At 64.6% G+C, this 21,568-nt stretch carries 23 protein-coding genes; 14 read left to right on the top strand and 9 right to left on the bottom strand.

Annotated elements, in window-relative coordinates; genetic code table 11:
• Positions 1–64 precede the first annotated feature (64 nt).
• The 8 genes from ACQUQO_RS09770 (at position 65) to ACQUQO_RS09805 (ending at position 7,996) form a co-directional block, all read left to right on the top strand.
• A complete protein-coding gene (locus ACQUQO_RS09770) occupies positions 65–1,120 on the top strand; it encodes a ferritin-like domain-containing protein (RefSeq protein ID WP_435077803.1) in 1,056 nt (351 codons plus the stop codon).
• A gap of 86 nt (positions 1,121–1,206) precedes the next feature.
• Positions 1,207–1,959 carry a hypothetical protein gene (locus tag ACQUQO_RS09775; RefSeq protein ID WP_435077804.1) on the top strand — a complete coding sequence of 251 codons (753 nt, stop codon included), beginning with the start codon at positions 1,207–1,209 and terminating at the stop codon, positions 1,957–1,959.
• Positions 1,960–2,026: 67 nt separating this feature from the next.
• Entirely contained in the window at positions 2,027–2,299 is a 273-nt protein-coding gene (locus ACQUQO_RS09780) for an NADH-quinone oxidoreductase subunit J (protein WP_435077805.1), read from the top strand.
• Positions 2,296–2,694 carry an NADH-quinone oxidoreductase subunit J gene (locus ACQUQO_RS09785; RefSeq protein WP_435077806.1) on the top strand — a complete coding sequence of 133 codons (399 nt, stop codon included), beginning with the start codon at positions 2,296–2,298 and terminating at the stop codon, positions 2,692–2,694. The genes ACQUQO_RS09780 and ACQUQO_RS09785 overlap by 4 nt, the downstream gene beginning before the upstream one ends.
• Positions 2,694–2,996, top strand: a complete 303-nt coding sequence (gene nuoK / locus ACQUQO_RS09790) for an NADH-quinone oxidoreductase subunit NuoK (protein WP_435077807.1) — start codon at positions 2,694–2,696, stop codon at positions 2,994–2,996. Before ACQUQO_RS09785 ends, nuoK begins: the two co-directional genes overlap by 1 nt.
• Positions 2,997–2,998: 2 nt before the next feature.
• Entirely contained in the window at positions 2,999–4,999 is a 2,001-nt protein-coding gene (gene nuoL / locus ACQUQO_RS09795; protein WP_435077808.1) for an NADH-quinone oxidoreductase subunit L, read from the top strand.
• Entirely contained in the window at positions 5,000–6,520 is a 1,521-nt protein-coding gene (locus ACQUQO_RS09800) for a complex I subunit 4 family protein (RefSeq protein WP_435077809.1), read from the top strand.
• Entirely contained in the window at positions 6,521–7,996 is a 1,476-nt protein-coding gene (locus ACQUQO_RS09805) for an NADH-quinone oxidoreductase subunit N (protein ID WP_435077810.1), read from the top strand.
• Positions 7,997–8,438: 442 nt separating this feature from the next.
• On the opposite strand, the gene ACQUQO_RS09810 is transcribed toward ACQUQO_RS09805, so the two are convergent.
• From ACQUQO_RS09810 to ACQUQO_RS09820, 3 genes are all read right to left on the bottom strand, one after another.
• Entirely contained in the window at positions 8,439–8,801 is a 363-nt protein-coding gene (locus tag ACQUQO_RS09810; protein ID WP_435077811.1) for a HesB/IscA family protein, read from the bottom strand.
• A 96-nt stretch (positions 8,802–8,897) separates the two neighbouring features.
• Positions 8,898–9,800: an arginase gene (rocF, locus tag ACQUQO_RS09815; protein ID WP_435077812.1), complete on the bottom strand. Its 903-nt coding sequence runs from the start codon at positions 9,798–9,800 to the stop codon at positions 8,898–8,900.
• A gap of 37 nt (positions 9,801–9,837) precedes the next feature.
• Complete coding sequence (locus ACQUQO_RS09820) at positions 9,838–10,755, bottom strand: NAD-dependent epimerase/dehydratase family protein (RefSeq protein WP_435077813.1); 918 nt, start codon at positions 10,753–10,755, stop codon at positions 9,838–9,840.
• Positions 10,756–10,889: 134 nt separating this feature from the next.
• On the opposite strand from ACQUQO_RS09820, the gene ACQUQO_RS09825 reads away from it, so the two are divergent.
• The gene (locus ACQUQO_RS09825; protein ID WP_435077814.1) at positions 10,890–11,414 is read left to right on the top strand and encodes an Rrf2 family transcriptional regulator; all 525 of its coding nucleotides are present in this window, start codon (positions 10,890–10,892) and stop codon (positions 11,412–11,414) included.
• Positions 11,415–11,560: 146 nt separating this feature from the next.
• Here the strand turns inward: ACQUQO_RS09825 and ACQUQO_RS09830 are convergent, their stop codons facing one another.
• Positions 11,561–12,331, bottom strand: a complete 771-nt coding sequence (locus ACQUQO_RS09830) for an enoyl-CoA hydratase/isomerase family protein (protein WP_435077815.1) — start codon at positions 12,329–12,331, stop codon at positions 11,561–11,563.
• A gap of 205 nt (positions 12,332–12,536) precedes the next feature.
• Here ACQUQO_RS09830 and ACQUQO_RS09835 point away from each other — a divergent pair, with 205 nt between their 5' ends.
• Both ACQUQO_RS09835 and ACQUQO_RS09840 read left to right on the top strand, forming a co-directional pair.
• Positions 12,537–12,965 carry a DoxX family protein gene (locus ACQUQO_RS09835; RefSeq protein ID WP_435077816.1) on the top strand — a complete coding sequence of 143 codons (429 nt, stop codon included), beginning with the start codon at positions 12,537–12,539 and terminating at the stop codon, positions 12,963–12,965.
• A gap of 169 nt (positions 12,966–13,134) precedes the next feature.
• Positions 13,135–14,094, top strand: a complete 960-nt coding sequence (locus ACQUQO_RS09840; RefSeq protein WP_435077817.1) for an alpha/beta fold hydrolase — start codon at positions 13,135–13,137, stop codon at positions 14,092–14,094.
• Here ACQUQO_RS09840 and mce read toward each other — a convergent pair.
• On the bottom strand, positions 14,091–14,474 hold the full coding sequence (mce, locus tag ACQUQO_RS09845; RefSeq protein ID WP_435077819.1) for a methylmalonyl-CoA epimerase: 384 nt from the start codon (positions 14,472–14,474) through the stop codon (positions 14,091–14,093). The genes ACQUQO_RS09840 and mce overlap by 4 nt on opposite strands.
• A gap of 105 nt (positions 14,475–14,579) precedes the next feature.
• Between mce and ACQUQO_RS09850 the strand changes: the two genes are divergently transcribed.
• Complete coding sequence (locus tag ACQUQO_RS09850) at positions 14,580–15,032, top strand: group I truncated hemoglobin (protein ID WP_435077820.1); 453 nt, start codon at positions 14,580–14,582, stop codon at positions 15,030–15,032.
• Positions 15,033–15,045: 13 nt separating this feature from the next.
• Here the strand turns inward: ACQUQO_RS09850 and ACQUQO_RS09855 are convergent, their stop codons facing one another.
• From ACQUQO_RS09855 to ACQUQO_RS09865, 3 genes are read right to left on the bottom strand one after another with little or no spacing between them, the layout of a single operon-like run.
• A complete protein-coding gene (locus tag ACQUQO_RS09855) occupies positions 15,046–16,728 on the bottom strand; it encodes an acyl-CoA mutase large subunit family protein (RefSeq protein ID WP_435077821.1) in 1,683 nt (560 codons plus the stop codon).
• A 39-nt stretch (positions 16,729–16,767) separates the two neighbouring features.
• Positions 16,768–17,343, bottom strand: coding sequence for a GNAT family N-acetyltransferase (locus ACQUQO_RS09860; RefSeq protein ID WP_435077822.1), 576 nt, complete (start codon positions 17,341–17,343; stop codon positions 16,768–16,770).
• Positions 17,344–17,379: 36 nt separating this feature from the next.
• Positions 17,380–18,792, bottom strand: coding sequence for a short-chain fatty acid transporter (locus tag ACQUQO_RS09865; RefSeq protein WP_435077823.1), 1,413 nt, complete (start codon positions 18,790–18,792; stop codon positions 17,380–17,382).
• A gap of 104 nt (positions 18,793–18,896) precedes the next feature.
• Between ACQUQO_RS09865 and ACQUQO_RS09870 the strand changes: the two genes are divergently transcribed.
• Entirely contained in the window at positions 18,897–20,903 is a 2,007-nt protein-coding gene (locus ACQUQO_RS09870) for an AMP-binding protein (RefSeq protein WP_435077824.1), read from the top strand.
• 68 nt (positions 20,904–20,971) lie between these two features.
• Positions 20,972–21,397 carry a DUF5799 family protein gene (locus ACQUQO_RS09875; RefSeq protein ID WP_435077825.1) on the top strand — a complete coding sequence of 142 codons (426 nt, stop codon included), beginning with the start codon at positions 20,972–20,974 and terminating at the stop codon, positions 21,395–21,397.
• Here ACQUQO_RS09875 and ACQUQO_RS09880 read toward each other — a convergent pair.
• Positions 21,394–21,540 carry a DUF7557 family protein gene (locus tag ACQUQO_RS09880; protein WP_435077826.1) on the bottom strand — a complete coding sequence of 49 codons (147 nt, stop codon included), beginning with the start codon at positions 21,538–21,540 and terminating at the stop codon, positions 21,394–21,396. The genes ACQUQO_RS09875 and ACQUQO_RS09880 overlap by 4 nt on opposite strands.
• Positions 21,541–21,568 lie beyond the last annotated feature (28 nt).

A 21,568-nucleotide genomic window follows, 5' to 3' on the forward strand; every position in this document is an offset into this window, starting at 1 on the left:
CCGGCCGATGAAAGTGGGTGACACTCCGGCATAGGTTTTTACCGTTAGTGGACGAGACATCGATATGGACGAACCAGCCACCGAACGGAACGGCGGGGAAGACGGGCGTTCGCGGCGAGCGTTCATGGGCGATGCGACGCTCGTCGGCGCTGGCGCGGCCGCATTCGGCGTGGTCGGCAGCGGCGTCGCGGCCGCAAACGACGGCAACAACGGCAACGGCAGCAGCGGAAGCAACGACGTGAGCGACGTGGACGTTTTGAACTACGCGCTCACGTTGGAGCACCTCGAAGCAGCCTACTACAACGACTTCCTCGACAGCTACTCCGAGGGAGAAGTCGAAGGGTCGAAGGTGGCCAACTACTTCGCGCGGCCAACCCTCCAGTACTCGACCTACCAACAGATCGAGGGCGTCCGCGACCACGAGGAGGCCCACGTCGACGCGCTCACGACGACCATCAACGACCTCGGCGGGACGCCGGTCGAACCCGCCAACTACGAGTTCCCCTATTCATCCATCGAGGAGTTCGTCACGGTCGCCGACCGCCTCGAAGCCGTCGGCGTCTCGGCATATGCGGGCGTCGCGCCGATGATCGACAGCGACGCGGTGCTCGAAGCCGCGCTCTCGATACACTCCGTCGAGGCGAACCACCAGACGTACTTCCAACTGCTCAACCTCCAGCGGCCAGCGCCGAACGCGTTCAACCCCGCCCGCTCGATGGACGAGGTGCTCGGTATCGCCAACCAGTTCATCGTCGACGAGGACGGCGGTGGAAACGCCGATGGCGAGGGCGAACTCTCGGTCGCCGGCCTGAGCGCCGACGCCGACGGCACCGACGCTAACAACCTGAACGACGAGTACATCACCTACGAGAACACCGGCGACGGTCCCCTCGACCTCTCGGGCTGGACGGTCACGGACGAGTCGGCCACGACCTATCGGTTCCCGGATGGATTCACGCTCGAACCGGGCGCGCAGGTCACGCTCTACACCGGCAGCGGCACGAACACCGACACGGAGTTGTACTGGGGGCAAGCAACCGAGGTCTGGAACAACGGGGCCGACACGATGACCGTCGCAAACGCCGACGGGGAGACCGTCCTCCAGCGCTCGTATCCCTGAATACGGTCGTGACGAATCGCTGTCCGAACGGAACGAGCGGCCGTCCCGAATCCGCCGCAAGCGACGCGTCGACGGGTGAGCGCTGAATGCCCGATAGCGATGGCGACGACCACAGTGAATTCGTCTTCGGCGAGGAGCGTTCGGCCGACACCGACGCAGCTCCCGGTCGCGCTTCGAGGCGAACCATCGCTGCTGCGGTGTTTTTCGTCGTCATCGTCGCACTCGTCGCCATCTATCCGTTCGCATCGAGCGCCGTGACTGGGTTGTTCGGGAGCAGTGCCGACGGCGCAGGGGGAGCGAACGCAACGGCTGGCCCGACCAATGCAGCCGGCGAGACGGTGGGGACCGAACCCACCGGCGAACCGGCCGAGACGAACGCCACGATGGGGACGCGGGTGGACACGGTGACCACGACTGCGACACGAACGCCGATGGCCACGCCGACCACAACGCAGACGTCCGATACGCCGACAGCGACGGCGACACCGACCGCGACCGAAACGCCCGCATCGGCCGCCCCGGCAATCGAGTCGTTCGCCGTCACCGACCGGTCGGCCGACGGGGCAGCGCGCTTCGACATCGGCTGGAACGTCACCGACGCCGATGGCGACCTCGTGGCAGTCCGGGCGACGGTCGTCGCCGACCCCGACGGCGAGGCGCGGACCGTTGCACAGCGGCGCTTCGATGCCGGCGGAGCACAGTCGACCGGCGACACGACCTTCGAGGTCCCCGAGGGGAGCGGCGCGGTCTACGAACTCTCCATCGAGGCCGTGGACACGAGCGGCAACACCGCCTTCGAACTCACGCGTGAGGTCGCCGACGGCAGTCCCGACGGATGACCGGTCGTCGATACGCGGTCGCGCGGGTCTCGAAACCTTCAAACGCCATCCCATACGACGTGGCACAATGGCAGCCTTACCGTACGAGACGGCCGCGTTTGCGCTGTTCGCGCTCGTCACCATCGCGGGTGCTCTCGGCGTCGTCCTGATGGAGGACGTCTGGCACTCGGCGCTCCTGCTCGGGGTGACGCTGTTGAGCGTCGCCATCCACTACGTGATGATGAGCGCGGAGTTCCTCGCCGCGATGCAGATACTCGTCTACGTCGGCGGCGTGCTCATCCTCATCACCTTCGCCGTCATGCTGACACGGGTCGACGACCCGAAGGAGGCAGTGTCGTGACCACCCGACCGAAGGTGAAATCGGGCAGTCATCTCCTGCCCGGTCTCGTCGCGGTCGCGCTGTTCGTCGTCCTCGTCGCCGTCTTCCTGACGAGTTCGTTCGACGCGCCGGTGGGCTTTCCCGGCGGTGGCTCGGTAACTGCAGCCATCGGCTACGCCCTCTTCAACCTCGACGGTGGGGCCTACCCGAGCGAGGGCTTTCTGGTCGCCTTCGAGGTCATCGACCTCGCGCTCGTGGCGGCGCTCGCGGCCGCGGTGATGCTCGCAAAGACCGAGGAGAACGGTCGCATCGCGGGTGCGCTGCGATTCATCTCGCCCGACCGCGACGCCGACGAGGGCGAAACTGCCCGTGCCGACGGCGGCCGTGAGGTGACGACCGAGGAGGAGGGCCGCTGATGGTCCCCGTCCAGTATTACCTCGTCCTGTCGGCGGCGATGTTCTGCATCGGACTGTTTGGAATCCTCACCCGCCGGAACGCGCTCGTCTTCCTCATGAGCGTCGAGATCATGCTCACCGCCGCCAACATCAACTTCGTTGCCTTTTCGTTCCAGCACGGCAACCTCACCGGACAGGTGTTTAGCTTGTTCACGATTGCACTCGCTGCGGCGGAGGTCGCGGTCGGCATCGGCATCATCCTCGTCCTCTACCGCAACTTCCGCGGCGTGGACGTAACGCAAGCGGCGACCATGAGGTGGTAACGATGGCGGCATTCGACTACGCGCCGGCGATAGCGCTGCTTCCCTTTGCCTCGTTCGTCATCGCGTTGTTCGCCGGACAGTACATGCCCAAACGCGGCGCGCTCGCGGGCATCCTCGCCACCGGTGGCTCGCTCGTGCTCTCGATCTGGATGGCCGTTTCGGTCGCGGCCGGCAACACCTACAATCGGGTGCTCTATACGTTCGTCTCGCCGGAAGCCTTCGACCTCCATCTCGGTATCCTTATCGACCCGCTCGCGGCGATGATGCTGATTATCGTCTCGCTCGTCGCCTTCCTTGTCCACGTCTTCAGCCTCGGCTACATGAACGACGAGGGCGAAATCGGCCTGCCTCGCTACTACGCCGGTCTCGGTCTCTTCACGGCGAGTATGCTCGGGTTCGTCATGGCCGACAACCTCTTTATGGCCTTCATGTTCTTCGAGATGGTCGGGCTGTGCTCGTGGCTGCTCATCGGCTTCTGGTTCCGTGAGGAGGCCCCGCCGAGCGCCGCGAAGAAGGCCTTTCTGGTGACGCGCTTCGGCGATTATTTCTTCCTCGTCGGCGTCGTCGCCGTCTTCGCCACCTTCTCCACGGCGACCTTCGCCGGTGCCGAGAGCTTCGTGCGACTCGCCGAGGAGGCACTCGCCGGCAACGCGAGCGCGGTCAACACCTTCGGCTTCGACCCACAGACGTGGTTCGCCATACTCGGATTGCTCGTACTGGGCGGCGTCATCGGCAAGTCCGCCCAGTTCCCGCTGCATACCTGGTTACCTGACGCGATGGAGGGTCCAACCCCCGTGTCGGCGCTCATCCACGCCGCGACGATGGTGGCGGCGGGCGTCTACCTCGTTGCGCGGATGTACGGCTTCTACGCGCTCCTCCCGACTGTGCTCGCGGTCATCGCCTTCATCGGTGGATTCACGGCGCTGTTCGCGGCGTCGATGGCCGTCGTCAAACGCGAAATCAAGCAAGTATTGGCCTATTCGACCATCTCACAGTACGGCTACATGATGCTCGGGCTGGGCGTCGGCGGCTACGTCGCCGCGACCTTCCACCTGATGACCCACGCCTTCTTCAAGGCGCTACTGTTCCTCGGTGCGGGGTCGGTCATCATCGCCATGCATCACAACGAGGACATGTGGGATATGGGTGGGCTGAAAGACCGCATGCCAGTAACCTACTGGACGTTCCTCGCTGGCTCGCTGGCGCTCGCGGGCATCTTCCCCTTTGCGGGCTTCTGGTCGAAGGACGAAGTGCTCTACGAGGCGCTCGTCCACGGCCTCAACGACCCGCTTCTGTTGGGCGCGTACGCGATGGGACTGCTCGCCGTCTTCCTCACCGGGTTCTACACCTTCCGGATGGTGCTGCTCACCTTCCACGGTGAGCCGCGCACCGACACGGCCAGAAATCCCCACGGGGTGCGCTGGAACGTCAAGGCTCCGCTCGTCGTGCTTGGCACGCTCGCGGTCGTTGCCGGGTTCATCAACATGGTGCCGGTCGCGGAGGTCACGGGACTCGAAATCGAGTTCCTCCACAAATGGCTCGAACACGGCATCCAAGGGGTGAACGCCGAGCACTACGGCGAACTGATTCACGACGTCGCGGGCTACACGGCAGCCAACGTCTCACCGTTGCTGCCTGCTGTGGTCTCGCTTGCGCTCGCGCTCGCCGGTGCTGGACTCGCCTACTCGCTGTACAGCGGTCCCGCTCCCGACACACACACCGACCGACTCGGCAGTATCAAAACGCTACTCATGAGCAACTACTATCAGGACGAATATCAGGTCTGGCTGGCGAACGCGACCGCACGGGTCGCGCGTGCGGCCGATACGTTCGACCAAGGGGTCATCGACGGCACAGTGAACGGCGTTTCGAGCGTGAGCCTGTTCTCGGGCAGTCGCTTGAAACGCGTACAGACCGGGGTCGTCACCAACTACGCCGCGCTGCTCTCGCTTGGTCTCGTGGCGCTGCTGGTGGTCTTCGGCCTGCTCGGGGGGTGGTTCTGAATGATTATCGAGCTTCTGCTCGCGTTCTGTCTCATCGGTGCGGCGGTCGTGTTCGTCCTGCCGGACGAGTACGCACCGGTCGGCGCGCTCGCGGCGAGTCTGTTCCCACTGGTCACGAGTTTCGTCATGTGGTTCGGCTTCGACGGCTCCGGGAACGCCTTCCTCGGTGGGGAACTCGCCTACGAGACGATGGTCCAGTGGATATCCTTGGGACCGTACGCCATCAACTGGCACGTCGGCGTCGACGGCATCAGCATGCCGCTTGTGGTCCTCGCCACGCTGCTGACGACGCTCGCCATCCTGACGGCGTGGACGCCCATTGACGACCGGCGCTCACAGTTCTATGGGCTGATGTTGCTGCTCGAAGCGGGCCTGCTCGGCGTGTTCGTCGCGCTCGATTTCTTCGCATGGCTCGTCTTCTGGGAGGTCGTACTGGTCCCGATGTACATGCTCATCGGGGTCTGGGGCGGTCCCAGACGCAAGTACGCCGCCGTGAAGTTCTTCGTCTACACGAACCTCGCCACGCTGGTGATGTTCCTCGGGTTCATGGCACTCGTGTTCGGGCTGGGTGATTCGGTGTCGAGCCTCGACATGCCCGCCATCGCACAGGCCATCCGCGCCGGCGAACTCGGCTCGCTCGCTGGCTTCGGGCCGAACACCATCAAGACCGTGGCCTTCATTGCCATGTTCGCCGGCTTCGCGGTCAAGGTTCCCCTCGTGCCGGTCCACACGTGGCTGCCCGACGCCCACGTCGAGGCCCCGACGCCGGCCTCGGTCATGCTGGCGGGCGTCCTGCTGAAGATGGGGACCTACGCACTGCTGCGATTCAACTTCACGATGCTGCCCGATGTCGCCGCACAGCTCGCGCCGTTCATCGCGTTGCTTGCTGCCGTCTCGGTCATCTACGGCGCGATGTTGGCGCTCGCCCAGCAGGACTTGAAGCGCATCGTCGCCTACTCGTCGATCTCCTCGATGGGCTTCGTCATCCTCGGACTGGTCGCCTACACCGAGTACGGACTGGGTGGGGCGACCTTCCAGATGATTTCGCATGGCCTGCTCTCGGGGCTGCTGTTCGCCTGTGTCGGCGTCATCTACAACACGACCCACACCCGGATGGTCGGCGACATGGCCGGGCTGGCCGACCGCATGCCCGTCACGACTGGCATGTTCGTCGCCGGCTCGTTCGGCTACATGGGGCTGCCCTTTATGGCGGGCTTCATGGGTGAATATTTCATCTTCCAGGGCGCGTTTGCCGCTGACTTCGCCGGGTCGATGGTCTTCACGGCGGTGTCGATGTTCGGCATCGTCATCGTCGCGGGCTACTTCCTCTATGCGATGCAGCGGACGCTGTTCGGCGAGTATCGCCTCGAAACCGACTATCAGGTGGGTCGGGCAGCGGTCCACGACATCGTGCCGCTAGCGGTGTTGGTCGTGTTCGTCATCGTGCTCGGCACCGCGCCGAGCATCTTCTTCGACATGATAACGGATGCGGTCGGCCCGATGCTGGGAGGTGGGCTGTAGATGGCCCCGCTTCCGGACTGGGCGACGGCCGCACCGGCCATCCTGCTCGGGCTGACGGCGCTCGCCCTGCTGGTCATCGACAGCATCAGCCCCCGCACGAAGAATCGGAACCTGCTCGCGGGCACGACGCTCGTGGGGACGCTCGCGGCGCTCGCGGCGGCGGTCGGACTGTTGGTCACCGGTGTGGGCACCAACGGCGGCGTCTCGATTTACGGGGGCCAGCTCGTCGTCGACGGGATGAGCCTGTTCTTCACGATCATCTTCACGAGCGTCGCGGCGCTCGTCACGCTGGCGAGCTACGACTACCTCGCCGGCGAGACCGAGCAGGCCGAATACTATGCGCTCGTCATGCTCGCCGCTACTGGAATGGCCCTGATGGCCTCGGCGGGCAGCCTCGCGGTCGTCTTCGTGAGCTTCGAGTTGCTCTCGCTACCCTCCTACGCGCTGGTCGCGTTCCTGAAGACCAACCGCGGTAGCGTCGAGGCCAGCCTGAAGTACCTCCTCATCGGCGCGCTGTCGTCGGCCATCCTGCTCTACGGCATCAGCCTCATCTACGGCGTCACCGGCGGACTGCTGTTCGAGACGGTCGCCGCGAACGTTCAGGACAGCGGTCTCACCGGGATGCTCGGCGTCGGCGTGTTGATGGTGCTCGGCGGGTTCGCGTTCAAGATGGCGAGTGTTCCCTTCCACTTCTGGGCACCCGAGGCCTACGAGGGCGCGCCCGCGCCCATCTCGGCGTTTCTCTCCTCGGCATCGAAAGCCGCCGGGTTCGTGGTGGCCTTCCGCGTCTTCACGGTGGCGTTCGGTCTCGACATCACTTCGAGCGTGGACTGGGTGCTCGCCTTCCAAGTTCTGGCTGTGGTGACGATGACCCTCGGGAACTTCGCCGCTGCGACGCAGGACAACGTCAAACGAATGTTGGCGTACTCATCGATTGGGCAGGCGGGCTACGTGCTCATCGGGCTGGCCGCACTCGGCGGTGGGCAGAACGCGCTCGTCCTCGGGGCGAGCATGACCCATCTGCTGGTCTACGGGTTCATGAACACCGGGGCCTTCCTGTTCATCGCGCTCGCCGAACACTGGGAGGTCGGCCGGACCTTCGAAGACTACAACGGTCTCGGCAGGCAGGCCCCGGTCGCCTGTGCGGCGATGTCGGTGTTCGTGTTGAGCCTCGCCGGCATCCCGCTCGGCGGCGGGTTCCTCTCGAAGTACGTCCTGTTCGGCGCGGCCGTCGGCGCTGGCTTCTGGTGGCTCGCGGCCATCGCGGTCGTCAACAGCGTGCTCTCGCTGTACTACTACCTGCGCGTGGTGCGCGCGATGTGGTTCGAGGAGCCGAACGGCAATCTGACCATCGAGAGCTACCCCATTGGCCTCTACACCGCCGTCGTCGCCGCCGCGGTCGTCACGGTCCTGCTGATTCCCACGTTCGGATTCATCTCCCAGCCAGCAGTTGACGCCGCTGCTGCACTCTTCTGAGTTGGTTCACGGTTCTGATTCATTCGTTTTCACCCTGCCGCCAGCGGCGGCTTTGCGGTTGCGGTGCGGGCCTTGGCGGATGAAGGGCGAGCGCACCAGGCGCGAGGGCTTCGGCGGTGCTGTGCGGCGGCGGTTGCGGAGCGGTCGGCTGGAGCGCGTCTGGCGTCAGCCGGGCGCGCGACGATGGGAAAGGTAGGCCTGCGGTGCAGAAGCGGCAGATGGCGGACTCAGCGCGGGCCGGGCCACGCGCCCGGCACGCGCAATGCGTTGCTGTGCGGTCCTGGTGTCCTGCCGAGCGGAGCGAGGCAGGGCTCGGGAGAGCGACGCTCTCCCGGTGGACATGAAAAGGGCGAGCGAGCGCGCCGAGTCGTTCGAAAGGCGCTTCGCGCCTTTCGTGATGACGAGAGAGCTTCGCTCTCTCGAACCACGCGAGCGAGGGCTTTCAGGTGCGGAAGGACTCCCCGCAGCCGCATTCGCTCACGACGTTGGGGTTTTCGACGTGGAAGCCAGCGCCTTGGAGACCGCCCTCGAAGTCGAGGACGCTGCCGCCGATGTAGTTCATGCTCGCGGGGTCGACGAACACTCGGAGGTCGTGGTGTTCGTACACTTCGTCGTCGTCTTCGGGTTCGGTATCGAAGCGCATCCCGTAGGAGAGACCGGCACAACCACCTTGTTGGACGAACAGCCGCAGGCCGGCGACTTCGGTGTCCATCCCTTCGCCGTCGAGGAGGTCGAGCGCCTGTTCGGCGGCGGTCTCCGAGACCTCGATTTCGGGTGCCGCGTCGGCGCTTGCAGCCGTGCTCATGAATATTGATTCGTCGCCAGCGGGTTAACGGTGACGGCGAGTGTGGCGGGGGAGTGGCAGGCGGGCGACCGTCAGTGGGCCGGTCGTGCAGTGGCGCTACAGCACGCGCTTGCCGAGCGCGCTCGCGGCGAGTTCGGTGGCGAGTTCGGCGGTCTCGTTGTGCGAATCGAGAATCGGGTTCACCTCGACGACTTCGAGCGACCGGAGCGCGTCGTCGTGGCCGGCGACCAGTTCCATCGCCGAATGGGCCTCGCGGTAGGTGACGCCGCCGCGGACTGGCGTGCCGACGCCCGGAGCGTGGCTCGGGTCGAGCCAGTCCATGTCGAGGCTCACGTGCATCCCTCCGACGCCGTCGGTGGCGATGGCGAGTGCCTCCTCGGTGACGTCGACGACGCCGCGCTCGTCGATGTCGGACATCGTGTAGGCGGTCATGTCGCTGTCGCGGATGCGCTCGCGTTCCGGGTCGTCGACGCTGCGCAGGCCGACGAGTGCGACGTTCTTCTCGGAGAGATTCGGGGAGTTTGCCCACGGCGTGTCGGCGAATTCGCCCATCCCGAGCGCGGCCGCCAGCGGCATGCCGTGGACGTTTCCTGAAGGAGTGGTTTCGGGTGTGTTGACGTCGCTGTGGGCGTCGAACCAGACCGCGCCGATGTCGCTTTCCCGTGAGGCACCCGCGAGCGTGCCGATGGCAATCGAGTGGTCGCCACCGAGGACGAGCGGGAGCCCGCCGTCGTCGAGCGCCCCAGCGACCTCGTCGGCGAGTCGGGTGCAGACCGCCTCGACTTCGGGGAGATATTTCGCGTTGGTCGCGGTCGCACTCGCGTTTGGGTCGCGCTCCTCGGCGTGTGGCACCGTGAGGTCGCCCGCCTCTCGGCTGGGACGGCCGATGTCATCGAGCGCGGTCGACAGCCCCGCATACCGTATCGCCGACGGTCCCATGTCGACGCCGCGCCGGTCGGCTCCGAGGTCCATCGGCACGCCGATAGTCCGAATCGTCATGACGGGACTGCGAGAGGGTGGTATAAAAATCGACGTGTTACTGGTACTGCGCGCAGACGCGCCGAATGCCCTCGTCGAAGTCGATTTGCGGTTCCCAACCGGTCGCTTCCGTCATCTTCTGCGGGTCGGCCATCGTGTCGTGGACGTAGGCGTGGTCGGGAATCGGGTTCTCGACGTACTCCGGCTCGATATCGGAATCGAGTTCCTCGGTGAGTCGTTCGACGAGCGTGTTGATGGTGTAGCTCTCGCCGGTACCGAGATTGTAGATACCGTTCAGTCGATTGTCGGCGGCGCGTTCGAGTCCGCGAACGACGTCATCGACGTGGGTGAAATCGCGCGTCTGCGTGCCGTCGCCGTAGATTACCGGCGAGTCGCCGTTGGCGATGTCGTCGGCGAACTGCGCGATGAGGTTCGCGAACTCGCCCTTGTGCTCTTCGGCCCCGCCGTAACCCTGATAGACCGAGAAAAATCGCAGGCCGGCCATGTCCATGTCGTAGTAGTGCGCGAAGTATTCGCCGTAGCGCTCACGGGCGAGCTTCGAGGCCTCGTAGCCGGTGCGGGCTTTCACGTCCATGTCCTCGGGCGATGGCTCGGTGCGGTCACCGTAAATCGAGGAGGTCGAGGCGTACACCACGGTGTCACAGCCGTCGTTGCGGGCCTGTTCGACGGTGTTGACGAACCCCTCGACGTTGACCCGGGCACCCTTTTGGGGGTCGTCCTCGTGCATCGGTCCCGACGAGAGCGCCGCGAGATGGAACAGTACGTCGATGTCGGTTGGCAGGTCGTCGTCGAGCACGCTCGCCTCGACGTACTCGACGTCCGTATCGAGATTTTCTGGGGTGCCGAGATAGCCGTCGTCGAGAGCGATGACGTCGTTGTCCGTCGCGAGGTGGTTCGCGAGGTTCGAGCCGATGAAGCCTGCCCCGCCGGTGACGAGTACGCGGTGTCCGTTCATGAACGAACAGCGTGGGCGGGTCGTCATGTTTCTATCGGAATACGGTCCGAATCCATTGCGGCGCGCCGCAGTCGCCTCGTGGCTGCGAGCCGACAGCCGTCGGGTTTAAGGTGCGGTGTGCCGAATGACACGATATGTCATCTATCGAACTCACGGACAGCCAGAAGAAGATCCTGCAGGAACTCGTCGACCTCTACCGCGAGAGCGAGAGCGCGGTCAAGGGCGAAGCCATCGCCGAGATGGTCGACCGCAATCCGGGCACCATCCGCAACCAGATGCAGAGTCTGAAAGCGCTCCAGCTCGTCGAGGGCGTCCCGGGACCGAAGGGCGGCTACAAACCCACGGCCAACGCCTACAGCGCGCTCGATATCGAGGAGATGGACGAGCCGGAATCCGTCCCGCTCAGCCACAACGGCGAGGTCGTCGAGAACGTCAACGTTCAAGAAATCGACCTCCTCAGTGTCCATCACCCCGAGAAGTGCCGCGCGGAAATCCACATCCAGGGCTCGGTACGGGACTTCCACGAGGGCGATACCGTTACCGTGGGACCGACGCCGAAATCGAGCCTCGCCATCACGGGACGGGTCGATGGCATCGTCGATACCGACAACACCATCATCCTCGACACCCAGAGCATGCGAGCGCCCGCCGAGGGCTGACCGTAACCGAACTCCGTCGTGCTTGCGGTCGTCGCGGAACCCGTTTTCCGCCGTAGTCGGGTATCTCCATCGCTGTGTACGCTCTCCGGTGGCCATCGACCCATCGAGCATTCCACACCATCGAAAATTCGATGGGTTCGCTCGACTCACTCGCCGGTGAACTCGGGGTCGCGGCCGTCCATGAACGCCATCACGCCCTCGGCGAAGTCGTCGGTTTCGACCATGCGGTCCTGGGCGCGCGCCTCGGCACTCAACGTTTCCTCCAGCGAGCGGTGACTGCTCCGGAGGAGCAGACGTTTCGCCTCGCCGACCGCGCGGGTCGGCCGCGAGAGCAGCATCTCGACACGTTCGGTAACGAGTTCGTCTAGCTCGTCCTCTGGAACTGCGTCGGTGGCGATGTCGAGTTCGACGGCCTCGTCGGCGTCGACCCTCCGTCCGGTCGTCACCAACTCCATCGCCGTCCGCAATCCGACGAGGCGCGGGAGAACGTGGGTCGCGCCGGTGTCGGGCACGAATCCGATGTCGGTGAATCCCCACGCGAACACCGCAGCATCGGCGGCATAGACGAAATCACACGCCGTGGCGATGGATGCCCCCGCACCGACCGCCGGTCCCGACACGTTCGCCACGACGGGTTTTTCCATCCGCATGAGGGTCGTCACGATGGCGTTCAGCCCGCCTTCGAGTTCCTCGGCCGGGCTGGCCACGTCCATACCGCTTGTGAGGTCGATGCCCGAACAGAACGCATCGCCCTCGCCGTCGACGACCACACACCGTACCGAGGAGTCGTGGGCGAGCTCGCGGAGGGAGTCGGCCATCGTCTCACAGGTCGCGGGGGAGAGCGCGTTCTTGCGTTCCGGGTTCGACATCGTGACGGTCGCTACCTCGTCTCCGTGAGACACATCGATCTGCGTCATGGGGAAGCTTTCGTTTCACTTCGTCTAACCACGTCGCCGGTCAATCGAGGCTATTCAAGCCGTGCAAAGCATCTCTCACTCTCCGACAGAACGGAGCATTGATTTCGCTGTCGATGCGTATACCAAATCGTTGGCCGGCTTCCGAGTGAGTCGCCCCAGAATCGGAAATAGAATACGTCTGCACCCACCGTTCCCACCCAGAACAATGACCGACGATATCGACGATACCGTGGCCCGGTTCAAACGCCCACTTCTCTACGTGATGGGACTCCTCTACGTCGGGGCTGGCGTGATGCATTTCGTCGTCCCGAAGGTCTATGCTCAAATCGTCCCGCCGGCGTTTCCCCGACCGCTCGGTCTCGTCTATTTCTCGGGTATCGCCGAAATCGTCCTCGGCACCGGCGTCCTGCTCCGCCGGACGCGCCGTCGGTCCGCGTGGGGCCTCATCGCTCTGTTGCTTGCCGTCTTTCCGGCGAACGTCCATATGGCGACCAGCGAGATGGTCCCCGATGCGGTCCCCGACTGGGCCGGCGGCATCGCTCGGGGAGCACTGTGGGCGCGCCTCCCGCTTCAAGGCGTCTTGCTGCTCTGGGCGTGGTGGTACACGCGCTTGACCCCCGAGAACGCCGAGTGAGGTCCGGCTCCGAACGATACAATCAGCTGACGAGTGGGCTCTAGTTGTGCTGCCCGAGGTATCGTCGATCCGCTGGCGACACCCGCCAGTTCCCGACGCGCGGTGGTTCGTCGACCCGCCGAGTGACTCCGGGACAACGGTTAATGGTCCCTCGCACGATGGGGAACTCGTGCAGAACCCGCTTGTCGCCCTCGCCCACCGTCTCTTCGGGGAGCGCCGCTCCGACGAACGGACCGCCGAGGCCGAGGGACGAACGATGCTTGAGGCCGCCAATGACATTCGGGAGAACCCTCGTACCGTCGAGTGCCGCGACGGCCGGGCGCTCGGCTACGCCGACTGTGGCGACCCCGCCGGCGACCCGCTGGTCGTCTTTCACGGCTTCCCGAACTCGCGGGTGTTCGGCGCGCTCTTCGATGGAGTCGGCCGCGAGCGCGGGCTTCGAATCGTCGCGCCCGAACGGCCCGGTATCGGGGTCTCGGACCCGCTGCCGAGTCGAACGGTCGCCGACTGGACCGCCGACGTGGCCGACCTCGCTCGCGCGCTCACGCTCGATTCGTTTCCGGTGCTCGGCGTCTCCGGTGGTGGTCCCTACGCGGCGGCCTGCGCCGCCGGACTTCCCCGCGTCGAGCGCGCGGCCATCGTCTGTGGGCTTGCACCCCTCGAATCGGTTGGCTTTGGCGACCGTCTGCCCTTCCTGCTGGCCGAACACGCCCGGCCGCTGGCGACGCTCTCGCTATGGGCCGATGGCCGCAACGCTCGCAGGAATCCCGAGAACTATCTCACCTCGCGTGCGGAGGCGAGCGCCGACACGGATGAAGAGCGGTGGCGCGGCGAGATGGGACAGGTGCTGCTCGAAAGCGGCCGCGAGGCGGTCAACCGCCACGGCTACGGCCCGCTCGTGACCGACCTCGCTGTGCCTGCCCGCGAGTGGGGCTTCGACCCCGGGAGCATCGACGTTCCCGTTTCGCTGTGGTACGGCAAGGAAGACCACATCGTGCCGCTCTCGATGGGATTTCACTATGCCGAGGCGATTCCGACCGCCGAAGCCCATATCTATCCGGGACAGGGCCATCTCTCGGTCATCGAGGAAAATCAGGGACGGGTTCTCGACGCGCTCGTCGGTAGCTAGTGCTCGACCAACTCGATGAGCACGCCACCAGTGGACTTCGGATGCAGGAAGGCCACCTCGTGGCCCCACGCGCCCGCCCGTGGCTCCTCGTCGATGCGCTCGACTCCATGCCCCTCCATTCGGTCGAGCACCCCCCGAATATCGTCGGTCGCGAGCGCGAGATGGTGGATGCCCGGCCCATTTCTGTCGAGATAGCGCGCGATAGTTCCCTCGTCGATTGGTTCGAGCAATTCGAGATAACTGTTCCCGCAATCGAGAAATCGGACGTCCATCCCCTCGAAGCGCTCCTCGTGGACGACCGGTGTGTCGAACAGGTCGGTGTACAGGTCCGCGAGTCCGTCGGCGTCGTCGGTGGCGATGCCGGCGTGGTCGATACGCATGCGTACCCTCGTGTGCCCCCGAAAGATGAGTGTATGGGCTGGCGGGACTACTACTCGTCCGTAAATAAGGAAAACAATTATGATGGTCTGGCCTAAGGCGTCGTTGTGAGTCAATCACACTCAGCCGAGAAACAGTCGCTGTACGAGCGCCTCGGCGGCGCGTACGGTATCGCCGGAGCAGTGGACGACCTTGTCGACCGCCTGTACCACAACGATGCCCTCAACCAGAACCCCGCAGTACGGGAATTCCACGAGGAGGGCGGCGAGGCCGGCTTCAAGTATCTCGTGACGGCGTGGTCAATCGAGGCGACCGGCGGGCCGGCGGTCTATCCGGGTCGAGACATGGACGAGGCACACGACGACCTCGACGTCAGCGAGCGCGAGTTCCAGATGGTCTATGACCTCATCGAGGCCAGCCTCTATCAGGTGGGCGTGCCCGAACAGGAGTGCGGCGAGTTCATGGACATCATCGAGAGCTACCGAGACATGGTGGTCGCCGACCGCGACTACGGCGGCGAGGACGTGCCGGAGTTCGTCGAGAGTCCGGCTTCCTACTGAATACCGACCTGCATTAGAGTGCGGCCCCGCCCTGATGCTCGCCGAAGACCTCGCGCAGCGTATCGGCGATTTCACCCGTGGTTGCCTCGGCTTTCACCGCGTCGATGATATACGGCATCAGGTTGTCCTCGCCCTCGGCGACCTCCTGTAATGCTGCGAGCGCCTCCTCGGCCGTTTGGTCGTCGCGCTCGTCGCGCACGGTTTGCAGGCGCTCGCGCTGGCGCTGTTGGTCCTCCTCGGTGACCTCCTCGATGTCCATCTCGGGTTCCTCGTCGACCTGATACTCGTTGACGCCGACGATTATTCGTTCACTCTCCTCGATTTCTTGCTGGCGCTCGAAGGCCACGTCCTGCACTTCGCGCTGGACCCACTGGTCGTCGATGGCCTGTAACATGCCACCTCGCTCGTCGACGGTCTCCAAAATCTCGAAGGCCTCCTCCTCCAGCTCGTCGGTGAGACTCTCGACGTAGTAACTGCCCGCGAGCGGGTCGATGGTGTCGGCGGCACCCGACTCGTGGGCGAGAATCTGCTGGGTCCTGAGTGCCGTGCGGACGCTCTCCTCGGTCGGGAGGGCAAGCGCCTCGTCCTTGCCGTTGGTGTGAAGGCTCTGCGTGCCGCCGAGAACGCCGGCGAGCGCCTGATAGGCCACGCGGACGATGTTGTTGTCGATCTGCTGGGCGGTTAGCGTCGAGCCGGCAGTCTGGGTGTGGAACTTGAGCTTCTTCGAAGCGGGACTGTCGGCGTCGAAGCGCTCGTCCATAATCTGCGCCCACATCCGGCGTGCAGCCCGGAACTTGGCGACTTCCTCAAAGATGTTGTTGTACGAGGCGAAGAAAAAGGACAGTTGGGGCGCGAACTCGTCGACCGCGAGACCGGCCTCAATCGCCCGCTCGACGTATTCGATGCCGTTGCCGAGGGTGAAGGCGATCTCTTGGGCTGCGGAGGAGCCGGCCTCGCGGATGTGATAGCCCGAAATCGAGATGGTGTTGAAGTTCGGGACCTCACTCGCACAGAACTCGAAGATGTCGGTGACGATGCGCATCGACGGTTCGGGGGGATAGATGTAGGTGTTGCGCGCGACGTACTCCTTGAGCACGTCGTTCTGGATGGTTCCCCTCAATTCCTCGCGGTCGACACCTTTCCGGTCGCCGACGGCGATGTACATCGCCAGCAGGATGGAGGCGGGCGCGTTGATGGTCATGCTCGTCGAGACCTCCTCCAAGTCGATTCCCTCGAAGACGGTCTCCATGTCGTGAATCGAGTCGATGGCGACGCCCGATTTGCCGACCTCGCCGGCGGCCATCTCCGCGTCCGAATCGTAGCCCATCTGGGTGGGCAGGTCGAAGGCCATCGACAGTCCCGTTTGGCCCTCGTCGATGAGGTACTGATAGCGCTCGTTGGTCTCTTTGGCAGTGCCCATGCCCGCGTACTGGCGCATCGTCCAGAGCCGCCCGCGGTACATCGTCGAATACACCCCGCGAGTGTAGGGTTCCTCGCCCGGAAAGCCGAACTGCTCGTTATACCTGCGTTCGCCGACGTCATCCGGCGTGTAGAGGCGGTCTATCTCGTGGCCATCGGTATCGGTCGTGAACTCCTCTTTCCGTTCGCCGAAGCGTTCGAGCGTCGGCGCGAGCGTTTCCTCTTCCCACTCCTCCTTCGCCGCACGGATGTCGGCGAGGTCGTCGGCGTCGAACATGGTTCGAATGGACGGCGCGCGCCCTTAACGTTTCACTGCCTACTCGGTGTCGTACTTGTAGGTCGCGCTCTCGGAGTCAATGCCGAAGTCCTCGGGTGTCTCCTCGATTTCGTCGTCCTCGTCCGTGGCGCTTGCGTGTTTGAACCGCTCTCGGAGGCGGTCGGGCATCGAAAACCCCTCGACGGAGACTGAGAGCGCGACGGCCCCGGGGACGCTTCCCTCACGCTTTTCGTCGAGTCGGTCGTCGAGTTTCGCGGGGAGGCCTTCCCTATCGAGCCGCTCGAAACCGAACTGTTCGAGGTAGTCGGGCTGGTCGGTGAGCGAAGAGACTCTCTCGAAGCCCTCGTCGCTCGCCCTGTCGAGCAGGCGCTCGATGACATGTGCGCCGACGCCCTGCCCGCGCCAGTCTTCGAGCACGCCGATGCCGGTGAGTTCGCAGACCCGCTCGTCACCACGGTGGATGCGAATCCGGCCGAAGCCGACCTTCTCGTTCGAGCTTTCGTCGATGGCGACGACGTAATCCCGCGAGCGGAAGGCGGCGCCGTCCAGCCCCATCGCCTCGATATGGTCCAGAAGCCAGACCTCCTCGCGGTTTCTCGCGTTCCGGACGTACATGGGGGCGATAGCCGCGGTGGCTATAAAAAGGGTCGCTTAGTAGGGTATCACGACGAGCGCGACCGCGAGAAACGGAATCAGTAGGAGTAGCATCGTCGCCGCGTAGCCGAACATGTCGCGGGCGCGGATGCCGGTAATACCTAACAGGGGCAGCGCCCAGAACGGCTGGAACAGATTCGTGTGAGCGTCACCGACCGCGTAGGCCACGACGGCCTGTCCCGGCGGCACGCCGAGTTCGTTGGCCGCTTGCAGAACCGTCTGGCCCACCACGGTCCACTCGCCGCCGCCAGAGGGGACGAAGAAATTGATGAACCCCGCCGTAATCCACGCGATGGCCGGGAACGTTTCGGGCGTCGAGACCGAAACGAGGGCCTCGGCGAGCGTCGTCGACAGCCCTGAGGCGTTCATCATGCCGATGATGCCCGCATAGAAGGGAAACTGGAGGATGATGCCGCTGGTCGCTAGAACGGCCTCGCCGAACTCGTTTTCGTAGGCTTTCGGGCGGGTGAACAGCGCCAGCCCGATGAACAGGAAGGCGAAGTTCATCACGTTGAGGTTGAGCGCGCCCAGTCCCTCCTGGTAGAACGTCCAGAGCGCGACGCCGACGCCGGTGAGCGCGATGACCGCGCCGATGGCGCGGCTGTTGTTGATGCGGTCGCCGACCGTCCGCTCGCCGTCGGTTTCGGTGGCTACTGCCGATTCCTCACCGCCGTCGGGAGCCGCGCCGTCGAGCTGGCCCCGTGGGACGAACTCGGTGATACCCGCGGAATTTTCGGGGTCGGGTGAGAGCAGATACAGCGCGATGGCGGCATACGCGATGCCCGTGACCGTGAGCGTGAGCGAGTACGTGCTGAAGATGGTCCGGGAGGTCGAGATGAGACCGTCGACAATACCCTGTTCGATGAACACGTTGCCGGGCGTGTTCATCAACAACGGTGCCGACCCGGCGAGTCCCCAGTGCCACGTCAGCCCCATCCCCATGTAGCCCGCGACACAGAGGAGGGGATAGTGCACCGCAAGCCCGCGACGGTCGGCTTGGCGGCCCATCTCGCGGGCGAGCACCGCGCCGACGATGAGTCCGAGACCCCACTGTATCCATGAGACGACCATCGCGACCACGCCCACGAGGACGACCGCCTGCCTGCCACTGTTGGGCACCGACGCGACCCGCTCGATGGCGCGCCGCACGAACGGATGGTAGGCGAGCACGTAGCCGGTTGCGAGGATGAGCACCATCTGCATCGCGAAGGTCAGCAGCGTCCAGAACCCGTCGTACCAGTAGCCGACCATCGCCGCCGGGCCCGCGCCCTCGATAACGATTCCGCCGAGGAAGACGAGGTAGCTGAGGATGAGGGCGAACAGAAACGGGCTCGGCATCCACTCTTCGACCACGTCCGCAACGCGCGACCCGAACCGCTGAACCACCGTTCCGCCGGTGCCTGTTGACATAACGAGTACGATGGCTTATCGTGGGCGGATAACTCTTTCCCAGCGACCGCCCGCCGCCGGTCGCACAAAGATACTTGTCGAATCCGACGGAAGGTCGGGCCACGATGACCTCAGTACCCGATACCGACGACATCGTCCACGAACCCGCACAGGAATTCGTCGAATCCACGAACGTGTGGGATTTTATGGACGAATACGACATCGACGACTACGACGAACTCATCGCCCGGACCTGTGGCGAGGTCGAGGGGGTCGAGCAGTCGGGTATCGAGTGGTTCTGGGACGAACTCGTCGATTACCTCGACATCGAGTTTTACGAAGACTACGACGAGGTGCGTGACGACTCGAACGGGCCGCAGTTCTCGGAGTGGTATCCCGGTGGAGAGATCAACATCGCCCACAACACGCTCGACCGCTATGCCGAGGGCGACACGCGCGAGAAGACGGCCTGCCTCTGGGAGGGCGAACCCGGTGAAGTGCGCGACCTCACCTTCGGCGAGCTGCACGCACAGTCGAACCGCGTGGCCAACGCCCTCGAAGAGCGCGGCGTCGAAACAGGCGACACAGTAGGGTTGTATATGCCGATGGTGCCCGAAATCACCGCAATCCTCTACGGCTGTTTCAAGGTCGGCGCGATTGCCGTGCCCATCTTCTCGGGCTTCGGCGTCGATGCGACCGCCACCCGCCTCGCCGACGCCGAACCCACGGTCCTGTTCACGGGTGATGGGTTCTATCGCCGCGGCAGCGAGGTCCGATTGAAGGGCGCTGCCGACGACGCTATCGAAGAATCCGGCCACGTCGAACACACCATCGTCTTCGACCGGCTGGGACTCACGCCGGAGGGCGACGGCGCGGTGCCGTGGGACGACACACAGGACGAAACGTGGAGCGCGGCCGTCGAGGGCCAGAGCGACGAGTACGCGACGAAAGAACTCGACGCGAACGCCACCGCCATGCTGCTCTACTCGTCGGGCACCACCGGCACGCCGAAGGGCATCGTCCTCCCGCACGCGGGCGTCCTGCTGAAGTGTGCGATGGAGATATTCTTCGGGTTCGACCACGAGGACGACGACCGATTCTTCTGGGTGTCGGACATCGGCTGGATGATGGGACCGTGGACGCTCATCGGCAACCACGCCTTCGGCGGCACGGTGATGCTGTACGAGGGTGCGCCCGACCACCCCGACCCCGACAGGTTCTGGCGGATGATCGACGACCACGACCTCACCCAGTTCGGCATCTCGCCGACGGCCATCCGCGCGCTGCGCAAACAAGGCGACGACTGGGTCGAAGACCACGACCTCTCCAGTCTCCGAGCGCTCGGCTCGACCGGCGAGCCGTGGGACCCCGAATCCTGGAATTGGTTCTACGAGAACGTGGGGGGCGGCGACACACCGATAATCAACATCTCCGGCGGCACGGAAATCTGTGGCTGCTTCCTGATGCCGCTGCCGATACAGCCGCTGAAACCCTGTACGCTCGGCGGCCCAGGATTGGGGATGAACATCGATATCGTGAACAGCGAGGGAGAAAGTGTCGCCGACGCACACGAGAGAGGGTATCTCGTCGCGCGCGATTCGTGTCCCTCGATGACGAAGTCGCTCTGGAGCGGCGACGACCGCTACCTCGACGAATACTGGTCGACGTTCACCGAGCCGCCGCTGTGGAACCACGGCGACTGGGCACAGAAGGACAAAGACGGACTCTGGTTCCTGCATGGGCGAGCGGACGACGCCCTCAACGTCGCCGGACGCAAGGTCGGCCCGGCCGAAGTCGAGGCCGCGCTCATCGAACACGACGACGCCAATCAGGCCGCCGCGGTCGGCGTCCCCGACGATACCACCGGGACTGCCGTCGTGGCCTACGTCGTCCTCGAAGACCACGCCGAGGTCTCGGATTCGCTGCGCGAGGAACTCAAAGCACAGGTCGGCGCGGAGCTGGGCAAACCGTTCAGACCGCGCGAGGTGCTCTTCGTCGATGAGTTCCCGAAGACTCAGTCCGGGAAGATCATCCGCCGAGCCATCGCGTCGGTCTACCGGGGCGAAGAGCTGGGTGACATGGACTCCATCGAGAACCCCGGCGCGCTCGATGCCGTCGGGCAGGCGCGGTAGCTCGCACACGCCGATTTCGCCACCCCACGCGCGGAAAGCCTGATACTGCCGCCCGCCCAACGTCGTGTATGAGCACGCGCGCATGGCAGGACCGCATCGTCGGCGACCGGATGACCGTCGACCAGGAGTTCACCGATGCGGTCGAAGGTTCTCGGTTCAGCCGCCAGCAGTGGGGCCTCATCATGACGGCCGTCGAGTTCGAGATTCACCATTCGGGCGATGACTCTGCCCGCCTCGTCGCCAATACGGACAAACTGCCCCACGTGATGGGCGAACTCGACGACATCGACGCGCGAACGAACCCGATGGGCGGGAGTGATTCGGACGGTGGCGTCATCGACTCGCTCAGGGGACTGCTCGGTGGGAACGATAGTGGGAACGACGAGCAGCTCCCCGCGGCCGAACGGCTCGCCGAGGAGTACGCAAAACGGTTACAGACCCATCTCGAAGAGCAGGGCAAGTGGGATGAAATCCGCGCCGCCGCGCGCGACTAGGGACTGCCGCCGCGAAAGAGCGTCCGCTCCTCGGTCTCGTAGATGTTGATGAGTTCGGTCACGATCTCGTCGTACGATTCCTCCTCGACGCGGAGTGCGTCGAGGCGTTCGACGGTGTCCTCGTCGAGCGATATCTCGGGCATGGACTCGCCATGCGTGCGCGAGCGGTTT

Origin of the sequence: Halococcus sp. AFM35, from assembly GCF_051195015.1 — an archaeon.
Taxonomy (GTDB): domain Archaea; phylum Halobacteriota; class Halobacteria; order Halobacteriales; family Halococcaceae; genus Halococcus.

Bases quoted from the DNA above. Each gene is read 5' to 3' on its own strand.
- ACQUQO_RS09865 (WP_435077823.1), bottom strand. From the start codon at position 18,792: ATGTCAACAGGCACCGGCGGAACGGTGGTTCAGCGGTTCGGGTCGCGC.
- ACQUQO_RS09805 (WP_435077810.1), top strand. From the start codon at position 6,521: ATGGCCCCGCTTCCGGACTGGGCGACGGCCGCACCGGCCATCCTGCTC.
- rocF (WP_435077812.1), bottom strand. From the start codon at position 9,800: ATGACGATTCGGACTATCGGCGTGCCGATGGACCTCGGAGCCGACCGG.
- ACQUQO_RS09775 (WP_435077804.1), top strand. From the start codon at position 1,207: ATGCCCGATAGCGATGGCGACGACCACAGTGAATTCGTCTTCGGCGAG.
- ACQUQO_RS09800 (WP_435077809.1), top strand. From the start codon at position 5,000: ATGATTATCGAGCTTCTGCTCGCGTTCTGTCTCATCGGTGCGGCGGTC.
- nuoL (WP_435077808.1), top strand. From the start codon at position 2,999: ATGGCGGCATTCGACTACGCGCCGGCGATAGCGCTGCTTCCCTTTGCC.
- ACQUQO_RS09825 (WP_435077814.1), top strand. From the start codon at position 10,890: ATGTCATCTATCGAACTCACGGACAGCCAGAAGAAGATCCTGCAGGAA.
- ACQUQO_RS09770 (WP_435077803.1), top strand. From the start codon at position 65: ATGGACGAACCAGCCACCGAACGGAACGGCGGGGAAGACGGGCGTTCG.
- ACQUQO_RS09820 (WP_435077813.1), bottom strand. From the start codon at position 10,755: ATGAACGGACACCGCGTACTCGTCACCGGCGGGGCAGGCTTCATCGGC.
- ACQUQO_RS09780 (WP_435077805.1), top strand. From the start codon at position 2,027: ATGGCAGCCTTACCGTACGAGACGGCCGCGTTTGCGCTGTTCGCGCTC.
- ACQUQO_RS09810 (WP_435077811.1), bottom strand. From the start codon at position 8,801: ATGAGCACGGCTGCAAGCGCCGACGCGGCACCCGAAATCGAGGTCTCG.
- mce (WP_435077819.1), bottom strand. From the start codon at position 14,474: ATGCGTATCGACCACGCCGGCATCGCCACCGACGACGCCGACGGACTC.
- ACQUQO_RS09880 (WP_435077826.1), bottom strand. From the start codon at position 21,540: ATGCCCGAGATATCGCTCGACGAGGACACCGTCGAACGCCTCGACGCA.
- ACQUQO_RS09875 (WP_435077825.1), top strand. From the start codon at position 20,972: ATGAGCACGCGCGCATGGCAGGACCGCATCGTCGGCGACCGGATGACC.
- ACQUQO_RS09830 (WP_435077815.1), bottom strand. From the start codon at position 12,331: ATGACGCAGATCGATGTGTCTCACGGAGACGAGGTAGCGACCGTCACG.
- ACQUQO_RS09870 (WP_435077824.1), top strand. From the start codon at position 18,897: ATGACCTCAGTACCCGATACCGACGACATCGTCCACGAACCCGCACAG.
- ACQUQO_RS09855 (WP_435077821.1), bottom strand. From the start codon at position 16,728: ATGTTCGACGCCGACGACCTCGCCGACATCCGTGCGGCGAAGGAGGAG.
- nuoK (WP_435077807.1), top strand. From the start codon at position 2,694: ATGGTCCCCGTCCAGTATTACCTCGTCCTGTCGGCGGCGATGTTCTGC.
- ACQUQO_RS09860 (WP_435077822.1), bottom strand. From the start codon at position 17,343: ATGTACGTCCGGAACGCGAGAAACCGCGAGGAGGTCTGGCTTCTGGAC.
- ACQUQO_RS09835 (WP_435077816.1), top strand. From the start codon at position 12,537: ATGACCGACGATATCGACGATACCGTGGCCCGGTTCAAACGCCCACTT.